The sequence below is a fragment of the Pseudomonas sp. B21-021 genome (genome assembly GCF_024749205.1).
Lineage (GTDB): Bacteria > Pseudomonadota > Gammaproteobacteria > Pseudomonadales > Pseudomonadaceae > Aquipseudomonas > Aquipseudomonas paraglycinae.
In genome coordinates this window covers 569,016-583,027 of the sequence record NZ_CP087192.1, presented here as the reverse complement: position 1 = coordinate 583,027, position 14,012 = coordinate 569,016, and the positions used below count along the sequence as shown (strand labels likewise).

Here is a 14,012-nt window from a genome sequence, read left to right as displayed (position 1 = left end):
CGCACGGACGAAGAAATCAGTAACCGTCGGAGCCGTAATCAACCTGAAAATCGAAACCCGTGACACGCTCTACACCGGTCTCGATCCGCCCATCCGGCAGCAATCGCAACCAGCGATACCCCGGTGCCTGTTCGCCGACCTTGAAGTCTTCGCTGCCTGGCTCGAACTGAATGCAGGTCGACGGCGACGCCATCAGCCTTACGCCGTTGCGTTCGCGGTCGATCTCCTGATGGACATGTCCCCACAGCACCGCACGGGCCTGCGGGAAACGGTCGAGCACTTCGAAAAACGCCTCGGGATTGCGCAAGCCGATCGGCTCCATCCAGGCGCAACCGATCGACACGGGATGATGGTGGAAGCACACCAGATGATGGCGATCCGGCGCTTCGCTCAGGGAGCGGGCGAGCAATTGCAGTTGGTCATCCTGCAAATACCCCGGCACCGATCCGGGCACCGCCGAATCGAGCAGGGTCACGCGCCAGTTGCCGACATCCACCACGGACTCCAGCAGCGCGCTCTTCACAGTCGCCTGAGCCATGATCTGCGGTTCGTCGTGGTTACCGGGGATCCAGCGGGCCGGCGCATCGATCTGTGCCGTCATCTGCCGGAATTGCTGGTAGGACTCCAGCGTACCGTCCTGGGACAGGTCGCCGCTGGCAACGATCAGGTCGATCCGCGGTTGCTGTTCGAGCACCAGCTCGATGACTTTTTGCAGGCTCTCGCGGGTGTTCATGCCCAGCAGCGTTCCGTCCGCCTCGGCGAACAGATGACTGTCAGAGAGTTGCACCAGCAACGCCGTGTCGGCGGTGGTCAAAGTCGATACGCTCGGCAAGGCGTTCTCCCCCGGGATCGCGGGACTGGATAGGTGCGGCAATTATGCGGGGGGACAGCGCAAAGAGAAACCGGCGAACCGGACGCAGTTCACAACTTGCGGCGGTTATCGGACCGCCGCGTATTCGTGTCCGCACGCCAGGCAATGACTCAGCCATTCGCCCAGGAACAGATTGAGCTGGGCCTTTTCGTCCGGCTGATGCATGGCCGCATTCGGGTAAGGATAGACGCCGCGAAAACGTCGCGCATGCTCGGCGCTGATCACCTCGGCCATGCGCGCGTCGTGATAGACCTGCACTTCCAGTTGCGGCACCGGCAGCCACGGCAGGCTGTGTTCCTGACGCACTTGCAGGGTCGTGGTGTACGGACAGGCCTGCAGCACTTCCAGGGTCAGCACGCCGAGCATCTGGTCGCCCTGGGTCACGGCGATGCGCCGTGCCTCCGGGTCGCTGCGCATGTCCGGCAACAGTCGCATCAGGCGCGCGTAGTTCGCCTCGCAGGCGGCTTGCAGGCCCACGAGGTCGACGCGGTAGCGATCGCGCAGCTTGTTTACGACCATAGCCCCCTCACTTCGGCGCGATTGAGCGCCAGCCACTGCAAGGCGATGATGCTCGCCGCATTGGCAATCCGTCCGTCACGTACGGCCTGCAAGGCATCTTCAAAAGCCCAGACCGTGACGCGAATATCTTCAGCTTCTTCCTCCAGCCCATGCAGGCCGCCCGCGCCTTCGGTGCTGCAACGCCCCAGATACAAATGCACGAATTCGTTGCTGCCGCCCGGCGATGGAAAGTATTTGGTCATCGGCCACAGGGCCTTGATGTCCAGCCCAGCTTCCTCCTGTGCCTCCCGGTGAGCAACTTCTTCCGGCTGTTCGTCCTTGTCGATCAGACCGGCGACCAGTTCCACCAGCCAAGGGTTGTCCGCCTTGCCCAGAGCGCCGACGCGAAACTGCTCGATCAGCACCACTTCGTCGCGCTGCGGATCGTAGGGCAGCATGCACACCGCATCGTGGCGCACGAACACTTCACGATTGATTTCGCGGCTCATGCCACCGGCGAACAGTTCGTGGCGCAAGTGCAGACGGTCGAGCTTGTAGAAGCCCTTGTAGCACTGCTCGCGTCGCACGATATCGACGGCGGTCGGAATGGCTTTGGCAAAATCGGTCATGAGCATCCTCTTTACTGCAAATCCAATACGAGGCGCCTTACCTGCGACCTCGACTTCGCGCCATCCTAACGCGCCCGTGACGTTTGATGCAGCCCCTTTACTGTCAGCGGGATGGACGGTGGAGGCGAAACCCACTCTAATTAGCTTAGTGGCGAACTGACCGCTTCGTTGAGAGTCGAAGCGGTAACTTTTTGCCTTCCCCTGCTTCAGAAAGGACGCCCATGTCGCTTTTCAAAATCGCCTCCGTGGCCGCCATCGCCCTGACCCTGGGCGCTTGCGCCAGTCTGTTCCAGCCCAACTACCGCACGCCGCTGGAAACCACCCGCGACGCCTCGGAAACGCTGAAACCCGGTTGCTCCAACCCGGACTGCCCGCTGGTGAACATCGATACGTTGCGCTTCCCGGCAGAACCGGCGCTGGACGGCATCATCGAAAAACGCCTGCTGCAAATGACCCGCACCGCACCGAACGCGCCGGTGGCGCCGACGCTGGCAGCGTATCGCGAGCAGTTCCTGGCCAACGCCGGCCCGCGCAACAGCAGCTATTTGCAGGCGAAAGTACGCGAGCAGCATGACGGTCTGGTGATCATCGAAACCTCGAGCTACCTGGACACCGGCGGTGCCCACGGTACGCCGGGACGCGGTTTCATCAACTATTCGCGTCAGCAGCACAAGGTGCTGACCCTGTCGGACATGCTGCTGCCGGGTCAGGAAGAGGCGTTCTGGAAAGCCGCGCAGGTGGCGCACAACAGCTGGCTGATCAGCACCAAGCTCGATCAGGAACCGGAGTTCGTGAAGAGCTGGCCATTCGTCAAAACCCCGAACGTGGCGCTGACCTACGGCGGCGTGATCCTCAAGTACGACGTGACCACCATCGCGCCGTATGCGCTGGGCCACGTCGAACTGAAGATCCCTTACCCGCGCCTGAACGGCATTCTCAAACCCGAGCTGTTTCCCGGCCGTAACTGAAAGCCCGACCGAGCACGAGTTGCAGCAGCCCTGCCAGCACCAGCGCCGGCAGGGTCGCACCGACATCCGGATACAGATTGGCCAGCAAGTGATAGGTGCTGATGCCACCCAGCCAGGCCAATAGTGCCGGCCAGCGCAACGCGGCGGACGCCACCTGGGCACTGCGCTTGCGCAGGATGAAGTGATCCACCAGCACCACGCCGAACAGCGGCGCAAACACCGAACCGATCAGCAGCAGGAAGTTCTGGTATTGCGCCAATGGCGCAAGCAAGGCGATCAGGGTGCAGATCACGCCGATGGCCAGCGCCAGATGCTCGACTTTCAGGCGCAACAGAATCCCGCTGGAAACCGCGGCCGAGTGAATATCGGCGAAAGCGTTTTCCGACTCGTCCAGCAAAATCAGCAACAGCGGAATGCCCAGACCTGCGCCGGCCAGCGCCAGCAGCAGCGCGTTGACTTCACCGCTCGGCGCGAAGGCCAGGGTGTAGGCCACGCCGAGGCTCATCAGCCAGAAGTTGCCGATGAAGAAACCGATTGCCGTGCCGCCGAATACGTTCTTCGCCCGCTGGCCGAAACGCGAGTAGTCGGCGATCAGTGGCAGCCACGAAAGCGGCATCGCAATCGCAATGTCGAAGCCCACGGCGAGCGGCATCGAGCCATCCCCGGCCTGTGCCCACAAGGCGGCGAGGTCTGCCTTGGCGAACAGGTTCCAGGTCAGCCAGATGCACGCGGCCAGAATCAGCCAGATGCCCCACTTGCGTAGAATCTTGCGCACAAACGTCAATGGCCCGCTGACCGCGAGCAAGGTCGCCAGCGCACCAAAGCACAAAGTCCACAGCATCGGACTGGCCCACAGCGAACCTTCGCTGAACGCACGGGTGCCGAGCAGGCTGGCCGCATCGCGCATGACGATGATTTCGAACGAACCCCAACCGATCAGTTGCAGCAGGTTGAGCAGCGCCGGCAGGCTCGCGCCTTTGCTGCCGAGGCTGAGTTTCAGCGCGGCCATCGACGACAGGCCGGTGTCGCTGCCGATCACGCCAACGGCGGCCAGCAACAGGACCCCGACCAGGGTGCCGAGGAAGATCGCCAGCAGCGATCCCGACAGGCCCAGCCCCGGCGCCAGCAATGCACCGGTCTGCAAGACCATCAGGCCGATGCCGAGGGAAAACCACAGGGAAAACAGATCGCGACCGCCGAACACACGCTGGTTGGCGGGCACGGCGAGGTCGGGGGAATAAGTACCGGGTTGAATGCTCAAGGGTGTTATCTCGGAGGAGTATTTTTTGTCATTGAGATCTTTGGCACCAGTTCTGACGCCTTCGCGAGCAAGCCCGCTCCCACATTCAAATCCCGCTGTTCACAAAATCTGTGTTCACAGGAGATCCAGTGTGGGAGCGGGCTTGCTCGCGAAGAGGCCAGCACAGACGCCGCAGAATTCAGGTCAGATCAAACCTTCTTGTACAGCTGACTGCCTTCCTTCTTGAACCGCTCGGCCTGTTCCGCCAGGCCCTGGGCGACGTCCACGTCGACCGCGTCGATCCGCTGGTTGGCTGCGTATTCGCGGACTTCCTGAGTGATCTTCATCGAGCAGAATTTCGGCCCGCACATCGAACAGAAATGCGCGACCTTCGCCGAGTCCTTCGGCAGGGTTTCATCGTGATACGAACGGGCAGTGTCCGGGTCCAGACCCAGGTTGAACTGGTCTTCCCAACGGAATTCGAACCGCGCCTTGCTCAAGGCGTTGTCGCGGATCTGCGCGCCCGGATGCCCCTTGGCCAAGTCCGCTGCGTGAGCGGCGATCTTGTAGGTGATGATCCCGGTCTTCACGTCATCCTTGTTCGGCAGACCCAGGTGCTCCTTCGGCGTCACGTAGCAGAGCATCGCGCAACCGAACCAGCCGATCATCGCCGCACCGATACCGGAGGTGATGTGGTCGTAGCCCGGCGCAATGTCGGTGGTCAGCGGGCCGAGGGTATAGAACGGCGCCTCGTCGCAGCACTCCAGTTGCTTGTCCATGTTCTCTTTGATCAACTGCATCGGCACGTGGCCCGGGCCTTCGATCATGCATTGCACGTCGTGCTTCCAGGCGATCTTGGTCAGCTCGCCGAGGGTTTCCAGTTCGCCGAATTGCGCTTCGTCGTTGGCGTCGGCAATCGAGCCCGGACGCAGGCCGTCGCCCAGCGAGAAGCTGACGTCGTAGGCCTTCATGATTTCGCAGATTTCGTCGAAGTGGGTGTAGAGGAAGTTCTCTTTGTGGTGCGCCAGGCACCACTTGGCCATGATCGAACCGCCACGGGAGACGATGCCGGTCACGCGCTTGGCGGTCAGCGGCACGTAGCGCAGCAACACGCCGGCGTGGATGGTGAAGTAGTCGACGCCCTGCTCCGCCTGCTCGATCAGCGTGTCGCGGAACAGCTCCCAGGTCAGGTCTTCGGCCACGCCGTTGACCTTTTCCAGCGCCTGATAAATCGGCACGGTGCCGATCGGCACTGGCGAGTTACGGATGATCCATTCGCGGGTTTCGTGGATGTGTTTGCCGGTGGACAAGTCCATCACGGTGTCCGAGCCCCAGCGAATGCCCCAGGTCAGTTTCGCCACTTCTTCTTCGATGGACGAACCCAGCGCGCTGTTGCCGATATTGCCGTTGATCTTCACCAGGAAGTTACGGCCGATGATCATCGGCTCCAGTTCGACGTGGTTGATGTTGGCCGGAATGATTGCGCGGCCACGGGCGATTTCTTCGCGCACGAACTCAGGAGTGATTTCTTTCGGGATGCTCGCGCCGAAGCTGTGGCCGGCGTGCTGCTGCTTCAACAGACCGGCAGCGCGGGCCTCTTGCAGCTTCATGTTTTCGCGGATGGCGACGTATTCCATCTCGGCGGTGATGATGCCTTTGCGCGCGTAGTGCATCTGGCTGACGTTGGCCCCGGCCTTGGCGCGGCGCGGGTTGTTGACGTGGGCGAAGCGCAGCTTGGTCAGCTCCGGATCGGCCAGACGCTCCTGGCCGAAGTTCGAGCTCAGGCCTGGCAGGCGCTCGGTGTCGCCACGGTCGTCGATCCACGCCGAACGCACGTCGCCCAAGCCTTTGCGCACGTCGATCACCACGTTCGGATCGGTGTAAGGGCCGGAGGTGTCGTAGACGGTGACCGGCGCGTTGATTTCGCCGCCGAAGTCGGTCGGGGTCACATCGAGGGTGATTTCGCGCATCGGCACGCGGATGTCCGGGCGGGAGCCCTGAACGTAGACTTTTTGCGAACGGGTGAACGGCTTAACCGACTGCTCGTCGACCTTGGCCGAGTCACTCAGGTTGATCGCGTTTTTAGATTTTGTAGTCATCACGGGCTCTCCAGACAGCATCCAGGCAGTGGATTGTCGGAGCAGAACCTGAAAGGCACGGACGCACCAGGACTGGTGCTGTGCATCGTCGTCGAGCGTTCGATTGTCGAACAATATCCCGGACGAAGCACAAGAGGACTCGCCGGGTGACGAGAAATCTTGTTCCCTACGCAGGCGCTAACCTGATCAGGTTCAACGGGATCCGAAATTATTCGATCTCAGCCTCATAGCAAGGCACCCCGACAAGAACCCGGCCAGTCTAGACACAACCGGCAAAGAACGCCAACACCGCTGCAAACACCATGATGAATGGCGCAATTGGCAGATTGTTGCCTGCCGCCTGCGCAACTACACTCGCTACGCCATGCTGCGCCTTGACGCTGCATGGGCCGCGCCTTACCTTTGGCGCCCGGATTATTTCCATAATATTCATGCTAGGGATCGCCTCATGCTGCGCAAACTCTCACTGGCTGTTGCCGTGTCTTGTGCGTCCACCGCCACGGTCTGGGCAGCAGAAGCGCCTTTATCGACCAAGACTGATCTGGTCAGCGTCTATCAGGAAGCGGTCGACAACAACGCCGACCTGGCCGCCGCCCGCGCCCAGTACGGCGCGCAGAAAGAAGTCGTGCCCCAGGCCCGCGCCGGGCTGCTGCCGAACTTGTCCGGTGGCGCCCAGGTCGCCAATGTGCGCACCGACATCGATCAGCCGTCGGCCGTCGCCAACCGCAGCGCCCAGTCGTATCAGGCGACCTTGGCGCAACCGCTGTTCCGCGCCGATCGCTGGTTCCAGTACCAGGCCGCCAAGGACGTCAACGAGCAGGCCGCGCTGCAACTCTCGGCCACCGAGCAGAACCTGATCCTGCAGACCGCCGAAAGCTACTTCAACGTGCTGCGCAGCCAGGACAACCTGGCCTCGACCAAGGCCGAGGAAGCCGCGTTCAAGCGCCAGCTCGACCAGTCCAACGAGCGCTTCGATGTGGGCCTGTCGGACAAGACCGACGTGCTGCAATCGCAAGCCAGTTACGACACCGCCCGCGCCAACCGGATCGTCGCCCAGCGTCAGGTCGATGATGCGTTCGAAGCGCTGATCACCCTGACCAACCGTCAGTACAACTCGATCCAGGGCATCGTCCACACGTTGCCGATCCTGCCGCCGGCGCCGAACGACGCCAAGGCCTGGGTCGATACCGCCGCGAAACAGAACCTCAATCTGCTGGCCAGCAACTACGCGGTCAGCTCCGCCGAACAGACCTTGAAACAGCGCAAGGCCGGCCACCTGCCGACCCTCGACGCCGTGGCGAAATACGAGAAAGGCGACAACGATTCGTTTGGCTTCAGCAACCCGAATGCTTTCGGCACGCCGTATGGCGGCAACGTCGAACAACGCACCCTGGCGTTGCAGGTGAACATCCCGATCTACAACGGCGGGCTGACCAGTTCCCAGGTGCGCCAGTCTTACGCGCAACTGGATCAGACCGAACAGCAACGTGAAGGCCTGCGCCGGCAGATCGTCGAGAACACCCGCAACCTGCACCGCGCGGTGAACACCGACGTCGAGCAGGTACAGGCGCGCCGGCAGTCGATCATCTCCAACCAGAGCGCGGTGGAAGCCACGGAAATCGGTTATCAGGTGGGGACGCGCAACATCGTCGACGTACTCGACGCCCAGCGTCAGCTGTACACCTCGGTGCGCAACTACAACAACACCCGCTACGACTACATCCTCGACAACCTGCGCCTGAAGCAGGCAGCGGGGACTTTGAACCCTGGCGACTTGCAGGACCTGACGCGTTATCTGAAAGCCGACTACAACCCGGACAAGGATTTCCTGCCGCCAGATCTGGCCAAGGCTGCGGAAGCCCAGCTCAAGGCCCGGCCTTAAACAAAAAACGCAGCCCTGAGGCTGCGTTTTTTTTATGGGCGGTCGATCAACCTTCCCAGGCCATCGAGCAAACGTTGCAACGCGCCCTGATTGCGGCGCATCACACTCAGCCCGGCTTCTGCCATGCGCTGTGCATCGCGCGGCAGTTCGAACAGACGCTGCACTTCTGTCGCCAGACCTTCGGCGTCATCGACCTCGGCCAACGCCCCGGCGCTGCGCAATTGCGCGGCGATGTCGAGGAAGTTGAACAGGTGCGGGCCGCTGATCACCGGCTTCGCCAGCGCTGCCGGTTCCAGCAGGTTGTGACCGCCGTTGGGCACCAGACTGCCGCCGACGAACGCGCTGTCGGCCAGGGCATAGAGAAACAGCAATTCGCCCATGGTGTCGCCGAGCAGCACCGAAGTCTGTGCATCGACGCTTGCGCCAGTAGAGCGACGCACCGTGGCAAAACCTTCACGCTGGCACAACTCGAATACCGAGTTGAAACGCTCCGGATGGCGTGGCACCAGAATCAGCAGCGCATCGGGATGGTTGGCCAGCAAACGACGGTGAGCGTTCAGCACCACCTCGTCTTCGCCTTCATGGGTGCTGGCGGCGATCCATACCGGTCGCTCCAGCGCCTGCCATTGGCCACGCAGTTCAGCAGCGCGTTGCAGCAGTTGCGGGTCGATGGTCAGGTCGAACTTGATCGAGCCGGTGACTTCGACTGTCTCCGCACGCGCACCGAGATCGCGGAAGCGCTGGGCTTCGGCCTCGGTCTGCACGGCGAACAGACTCATCTCGGCGAGCATCGGCGCGGTCAGTTTGCTGAATCGGCCATAGCCCTTGGCCGAACGTTCGGACAGGCGCCCGTTGGCCAGCGCCACCGGAATCCCGCGTTTGGCGCATTGGTGAATGTGGTTGGGCCACAGTTCGGTTTCCATGATCACCGCCAGTTTCGGCTGCACGCGATCCAGAAAACGCGCCGCCGCGCAGGGCAAATCGTAAGGCAAGTAGCAATGCTGGATGCGCGGCTCGTTGGCGAACAGCGCTTGAATGCGTTCCGAACCGGTCGGCGTCATGCAGGTCACGGTGATTGGCAGCTGTGGATAACGTTGCAGCAGCGCGCGAATCATCGGCGCGGCGGCGATGCTTTCGCCCACCGACACGGCGTGAACCCAGATGCCCCCAGGTTGCAGCGTCGGCATGCCGTAGGAGAAACGTTCGCCAATCCGTTTGGCATACGCCGGCGCCTTGCGCGAACGCAGCCACAGCCGAATCGCCACCAATGGCAGCCCCAGGTAAAACAGCGCGGTGTAGAGAGTTCTATTCATGGCGGCGGAGTTTATCGGCTTTTGCCGCCGATCGCCCGCAGGTGTATGGCAAATCGCTCCGCCAGCCAACGGGCGGCCGGCCCGAGGGGTTCGTCGCGGCGCCAGACCAGTTCCACCACCAGCGCCGGCGGCGTCCATTCGCTGTCGAGTTCCACCATCAAACCTTGATACGCCGAGTACTGCACCACGTGGCGTGGCAGCCAGGCCCAGCCGAGGTCACGCACCAGCCATTCGGCCATCACGTAGAAACTGTCGGCGCGCCACACCTGTGGACTGGCCGGTTCGCTGCCGGGATAGACGCTGGTCTGAGTCGACATTAGCAATTGCCGATGCTGAGCAAGCTGCTGGCAGTTGACCCGGGATTGCGCTGCCAGCGGATGATTGACACCGCAGACCGTGACCATTTCCACGCTGCCCAGCACCCGACGCTCCAGCGCTTCGGGGATTTCGTCGTGATAGAACAGCAGCCCGAGATCGGCCCGACGCGCCACCAGTTTGCGCGAGACTTCACCCTGGGCGGCGCTGGTCAGTTGCACCTCCAGACTCGGAAACTGCTCGGCCAGCGCGCCGAAGCTTTCCACCAGCGCCTGATAAGGCATCGCCTCGTCCTGGGCCACCCGCAGTTGCGCTTCCTGCCCGCGCATCATGGCCACGGCCCGACCGTTCAGGCGCTCGCACTGGCGCAACACTTCACGCGCCTCTTCAAGCAAAGCTTCACCCGTTTCGGTAAGACTCGGCTGGCGACCACTGCTACGCTCGAACAGACTGACACCGAGGTCGTCCTCGAGCATGGCAATCGCGCTGCTGATCGCCGACTGCGCCTTGCGTTGCTGACGCGCCACGGCGGAAAACGAACGCTGTTCAGCCACCGCGACAAACACCCGCAACTGCTCCAGATTCCACTGCATGCTCATCGGCCAACCCATCTTGTAAACAGATAGGTAATGACTTTACCCCATCTGGTGAATCACTAGAATGCCGCCTCAGAAAGCAACGCTACACACGAGGATTTGAACATGAACGCTTACGTCTACCTGGCCATCGCCATCTGTGCCGAAGTGATCGCGACCGTTTCGATGAAAGCCGTCAAAGGTTTCAGCACGCCTTTGCCACTGGTGCTGGTCATCGTCGGCTACGCCATCGCGTTCTGGATGCTGACCCTGGTGGTGCGCAGCGTGCCGGTGGGCGTGGCCTACGCGGTGTGGGCCGGCATGGGCATCGTGATGGTCAGCGTCGCGGCGCTTTTCATTTATGGGCAGAAGCTGGATGTCCCGGCAATGCTCGGGATGGCGCTGATCGTGCTCGGCGTGGTGGTGATTCAGCTGTTCTCGAAAACCGCCGGCCATTAATCCTGACCTAAGCCCTTGCAGGCAATCGTGCCGGCAAGGGCTCATGCCTTCCCTCTGTTGATCATCGACAAATCCCCTTTTCCCCGAGTCTGTATACTGCGCCCTCGTCTTGAACACTGAGGTCGTTGCATGCCATCTCCAATTTCCACCGACGTGCTGATTGTCGGCGCGGGTGTCGCCGGTCTCTGGCTGAACGCGCGCCTGCGTCGCCAGGGTTTCTCGACCGTGCTGGTGGAAAGCGCCAGCCTCGGCGGCGGGCAGAGCGTGAAGTCCCAGGGCATCATTCACGGCGGCGCCAAGTACGCGTTGCACGGTGCGCTGACCGGCGCCTCGGAAGCCATCGCCGACATGCCGCGCCGCTGGCGTGAAGCCCTGGCCGGTAACGGCGAACTGGATCTGAGCGGCGTGCGCCTGCTGTCCGAAGCCCATTACCTGTGGTCGCCGGGCACCCTGGCCGGCAACCTCACCAGTTTCTTCGCCAGCAAAGCGGTGCGTGGCCGGGTCGATCAGGTCAAGGGCGATCAACTGCCGCCGGCCCTGCAAGACAAACGCTTCAAGGGCAAGGTCTACCGCCTCGCCGAACTGGTGATCGATGTACCGAGCCTGATCCAGCGTCTGGCCGACCTGTCGGGTGACGGTCTGCTGGCCGGCCAGACCATCGAGCCGCTGCTGGAAAGCGGCGTGCTGGTTGGCTTGAAAGTCGATGGCCGCGAGATCTGCGCCCAGCGCATCGTGCTCAGTGCCGGTGCCGGTACCGCCGACCTGCTGACTGCTTTGGGCCTGACTCATCCGGCCATGCAACGCCGGCCACTGCACATGATCATCGCCAAGGGCCCGGGCCTGAAGCCGCTGTACGCGCACTGCCTCGGTGGCGGCACCAAGCCGCGCATCACCGTGACCACCCACCCGGCCGCCGACGGTCAGTGGGTCTGGTATCTGGGCGGCGACATTGCCGAATCCGAAGGCGTGGCCCGTGAGCCGGCCGAACAGATCGCCACCGCCCAGAAAGAACTCGGTCAGCTATTGCCATGGATCGACCTGAGCACCGTGCAATGGGCGACCCTGCGCGTCGATCGCGCCGAACCACTGCAAACCGGCCTGACCCGTCCGGACAACGCCTTCCTCGCTGAAGAAGGTCGCCTGCTGGTGGGCTGGCCAACCAAACTGGCCCTGGCGCCGGACTTCGCTGACCGGGTGATCGCGTCCCTGCAACGCGACGGCATCCAGCCGAGCCACTCGGCTCCGCTACCAGAATTGCCAAAACCACCGATGGGCGTTCCCGCCTGGGAGCAACTGCTGCCATGAGCCTGCCGACCCTGCACGATCTGCATCGCCCGCTGGGCAGCACCGGCCTGCTGGTTTCGCCGCTGGGCCTGGGCACCGTCAAACTCGGTCGCGACCAGGGCGTGAAATACCCCAACGGCTTCCAGATCCCCGACGACGATGCAACGCGCATGCTGCTCAAACAGGCGCGGGAGCTGGGTATCAATCTGATCGACACCGCCCCGGCCTACGGCCGCAGCGAAGAACGCCTCGGCCCGCTGCTGCGCGGTCAGCGTCAGGACTGGGTGATCGTCAGCAAGGTCGGCGAAGAATTTGTCGACGGCCAGTCGACCCACGACTTCAGCGCCGCTCACACACGAATGTCGGTGGAGCGCAGCCTGCAACGTCTTGAAACCGATTTTATCGACCTGGTGCTGGTGCACTCCGACGGTAACGATCTGGCGATCCTCAACGACAGCGAAGTCTACGCAACCCTCGCGGCACTCAAGGCCGAGGGCAAGATTCGCGGCTTCGGCTTTTCCGGCAAAACCGTCGACGGTGGCCTCAAAGCACTGGAGCAAGGCGACTGCGCGATGGTCACCTACAATCTGAACGAACAAAACGAGAAGGCGGTCATTGACTATGCTGCTGCCCACGGCAAAGCCATTCTGGTGAAGAAGGCCCTGGCCAGCGGTCATGTGTGCCTGAGTCCCGGCGTGGATCCGGTACGCGCCAGCTTCGAGTTGCTGTTCGCCCAGCCCGGCGTGGCCAGTGCCATCGTCGGGACAATCAATCCGCTGCACCTCGCCCATAACGTTGCGACCGTTGCCCAGGTCCTTCGTGGTCACTGACGCCGCCTCGCGGCCTTAAGCAGGAGCCGACATGCCGCGTACGCTCATCAGAAAGAACCCGAGCAACTTCAAGACGCTGCCGCTGTTCGTCGAAGCCACGCCGGAAGGCCTGACCTACCAGAGCGTGGGCATGCCGCTGAATTTCGCCCAGACCCTGCAGCGGCGCAAACCGGTCAGCGTGGCCGACGCCGAGCGGTTTGCGCTGGAGCTGGCCAACCTCGGCGTCTCGGTACGCCTGACCCTGCACTGGCAGAATCGCGATTACTGGGTGCTGGTGCGCCAGCGTCGGCAGGATCGCGGCGATGTGGTGCTCAAGTTGATTTCCGGTTACGTACCAGCCCATGAGCTGAACATTCCGCTGCACACGGCGATCCAGGAGATTGCCGAAGAGTGCCTGCTGGAAACCCCGGAAGGCTGGCTCGGCGGGCGCTTCAACGACACCTGGCTGCCGGCGCCGTACGCCTCGGCGCTGCATTATCGCGAGGCCCTGCCCTTTCGCCTGACGCCGCTGTCCGGTTCGGCCCGGCCGGTGCGCTGCGCCAATCTGCAATTGCTCGAACGGCCGAGGGCCTACGTGCATTTGCCGACCGCGTCGCTGCAATTGATCTACGACTTGCGGCTGGACGTGCCCAAGGAAGCCAAGAACCTCAGCCTGTTTCATGTCGATGAACGGCTGGAAGGCGATCAACTGGTCGCCCGGCTCGACCGCAAACGCCCCGATCTGTACTTGATGCCGTTGCAGGACAGCGAACCGCTGCCCGAGCTGTACACGCTGAAGAAAGGTCAGTTGTACCCGGCGGGCACTCGCGGCCTGTACCTGGCGGAAAGTTTCGCCCGGCAGGACGGCTGGCTGGTGCGCGATGAGCGGATTCGCTGGAAGGACTGGCTGCGCCAGCAGGGTTTGACCCCGCCGCCCAAGGACACGGGGCTGGCACGGTTGCGCGGCAAGGCGAAGCAACTGCTGAAGAAGATCGTGCCGCGCAAGAAAGTGAACTCCTGAACGGCAAAAGACCGCGCCTGCGAGTGACTCCAGAGAGTCGTCGCAGGCG

General features: G+C 62.5%; 13 protein-coding genes and 1 riboswitch. Of the genes, 6 read left to right on the top strand and 7 right to left on the bottom strand.

The features are described from left to right. Positions 1-16: 16 nt before the first annotated feature. The 3 genes from cpdA to LOY31_RS02540 form a co-directional block, all read right to left on the bottom strand. On the bottom strand, positions 17-832 hold the full coding sequence (gene cpdA, locus LOY31_RS02550) for a 3',5'-cyclic-AMP phosphodiesterase (RefSeq protein ID WP_085608479.1): 816 nt from the start codon (positions 830-832) through the stop codon (positions 17-19). A gap of 105 nt (positions 833-937) precedes the next feature. Beyond that, complete coding sequence (locus LOY31_RS02545; protein ID WP_007952222.1) at positions 938-1,390, bottom strand: DUF1249 domain-containing protein; 453 nt, start codon at positions 1,388-1,390, stop codon at positions 938-940. Then, positions 1,381-1,998 carry an NUDIX domain-containing protein gene (locus LOY31_RS02540; RefSeq protein WP_007952223.1) on the bottom strand — a complete coding sequence of 206 codons (618 nt, stop codon included), beginning with the start codon at positions 1,996-1,998 and terminating at the stop codon, positions 1,381-1,383. The genes LOY31_RS02545 and LOY31_RS02540 overlap by 10 nt, the downstream gene beginning before the upstream one ends. Positions 1,999-2,219: 221 nt before the next feature. Here LOY31_RS02540 and LOY31_RS02535 point away from each other — a divergent pair, with 221 nt between their 5' ends. Next, the gene (locus tag LOY31_RS02535) at positions 2,220-2,966 is read left to right on the top strand and encodes an RsiV family protein (protein ID WP_085608478.1); all 747 of its coding nucleotides are present in this window, start codon (positions 2,220-2,222) and stop codon (positions 2,964-2,966) included. Here the strand turns inward: LOY31_RS02535 and cytX are convergent. Together cytX and thiC are read right to left on the bottom strand one after the other, a co-directional pair. Then, a complete protein-coding gene (gene cytX, locus LOY31_RS02530; protein ID WP_085608477.1) occupies positions 2,935-4,227 on the bottom strand; it encodes a putative hydroxymethylpyrimidine transporter CytX in 1,293 nt (430 codons plus the stop codon). The two genes, LOY31_RS02535 and cytX, sit on opposite strands and share 32 nt — an antisense overlap. A gap of 188 nt (positions 4,228-4,415) precedes the next feature. Continuing rightward, positions 4,416-6,305 (bottom strand): phosphomethylpyrimidine synthase ThiC, encoded by a 1,890-nt coding sequence (thiC, locus tag LOY31_RS02525; RefSeq protein WP_085608476.1) that lies wholly within the window; start codon positions 6,303-6,305, stop codon positions 4,416-4,418. Positions 6,306-6,451: 146 nt separating this feature from the next. Then, positions 6,452-6,557: riboswitch (TPP riboswitch) on the bottom strand. A gap of 196 nt (positions 6,558-6,753) precedes the next feature. On the opposite strand from thiC, the gene LOY31_RS02520 reads away from it, so the two are divergent. Then, entirely contained in the window at positions 6,754-8,187 is a 1,434-nt protein-coding gene (locus tag LOY31_RS02520) for a TolC family outer membrane protein (protein ID WP_258712796.1), read from the top strand. A 32-nt stretch (positions 8,188-8,219) separates the two neighbouring features. Here LOY31_RS02520 and waaA read toward each other — a convergent pair whose 3' ends face one another. Both waaA and LOY31_RS02510 read right to left on the bottom strand, forming a co-directional pair. Next, positions 8,220-9,500, bottom strand: a complete 1,281-nt coding sequence (waaA, locus tag LOY31_RS02515; protein WP_085608474.1) for a lipid IV(A) 3-deoxy-D-manno-octulosonic acid transferase — start codon at positions 9,498-9,500, stop codon at positions 8,220-8,222. Between the two features lie 11 nt (positions 9,501-9,511). After that, positions 9,512-10,414 (bottom strand): LysR family transcriptional regulator, encoded by a 903-nt coding sequence (locus tag LOY31_RS02510; protein WP_258712795.1) that lies wholly within the window; start codon positions 10,412-10,414, stop codon positions 9,512-9,514. Between the two features lie 102 nt (positions 10,415-10,516). Between LOY31_RS02510 and LOY31_RS02505 the strand changes: the two genes are divergently transcribed. The 4 genes from LOY31_RS02505 (at position 10,517) to LOY31_RS02490 (ending at position 13,963) form a co-directional block, all read left to right on the top strand. Beyond that, positions 10,517-10,849: a multidrug efflux SMR transporter gene (locus LOY31_RS02505; protein WP_085608473.1), complete on the top strand. Its 333-nt coding sequence runs from the start codon at positions 10,517-10,519 to the stop codon at positions 10,847-10,849. A gap of 129 nt (positions 10,850-10,978) precedes the next feature. Further along, positions 10,979-12,154 (top strand): FAD-binding oxidoreductase, encoded by a 1,176-nt coding sequence (locus LOY31_RS02500; protein ID WP_258712794.1) that lies wholly within the window; start codon positions 10,979-10,981, stop codon positions 12,152-12,154. Then, the gene (locus LOY31_RS02495) at positions 12,151-12,963 is read left to right on the top strand and encodes an aldo/keto reductase (RefSeq protein ID WP_258712793.1); all 813 of its coding nucleotides are present in this window, start codon (positions 12,151-12,153) and stop codon (positions 12,961-12,963) included. The genes LOY31_RS02500 and LOY31_RS02495 overlap by 4 nt, the downstream gene beginning before the upstream one ends. 31 nt (positions 12,964-12,994) lie before the next feature. Next, positions 12,995-13,963, top strand: a complete 969-nt coding sequence (locus LOY31_RS02490) for a metal ABC transporter ATPase (RefSeq protein ID WP_221533693.1) — start codon at positions 12,995-12,997, stop codon at positions 13,961-13,963. The last annotated feature ends 49 nt before the right edge of the window (positions 13,964-14,012 follow it).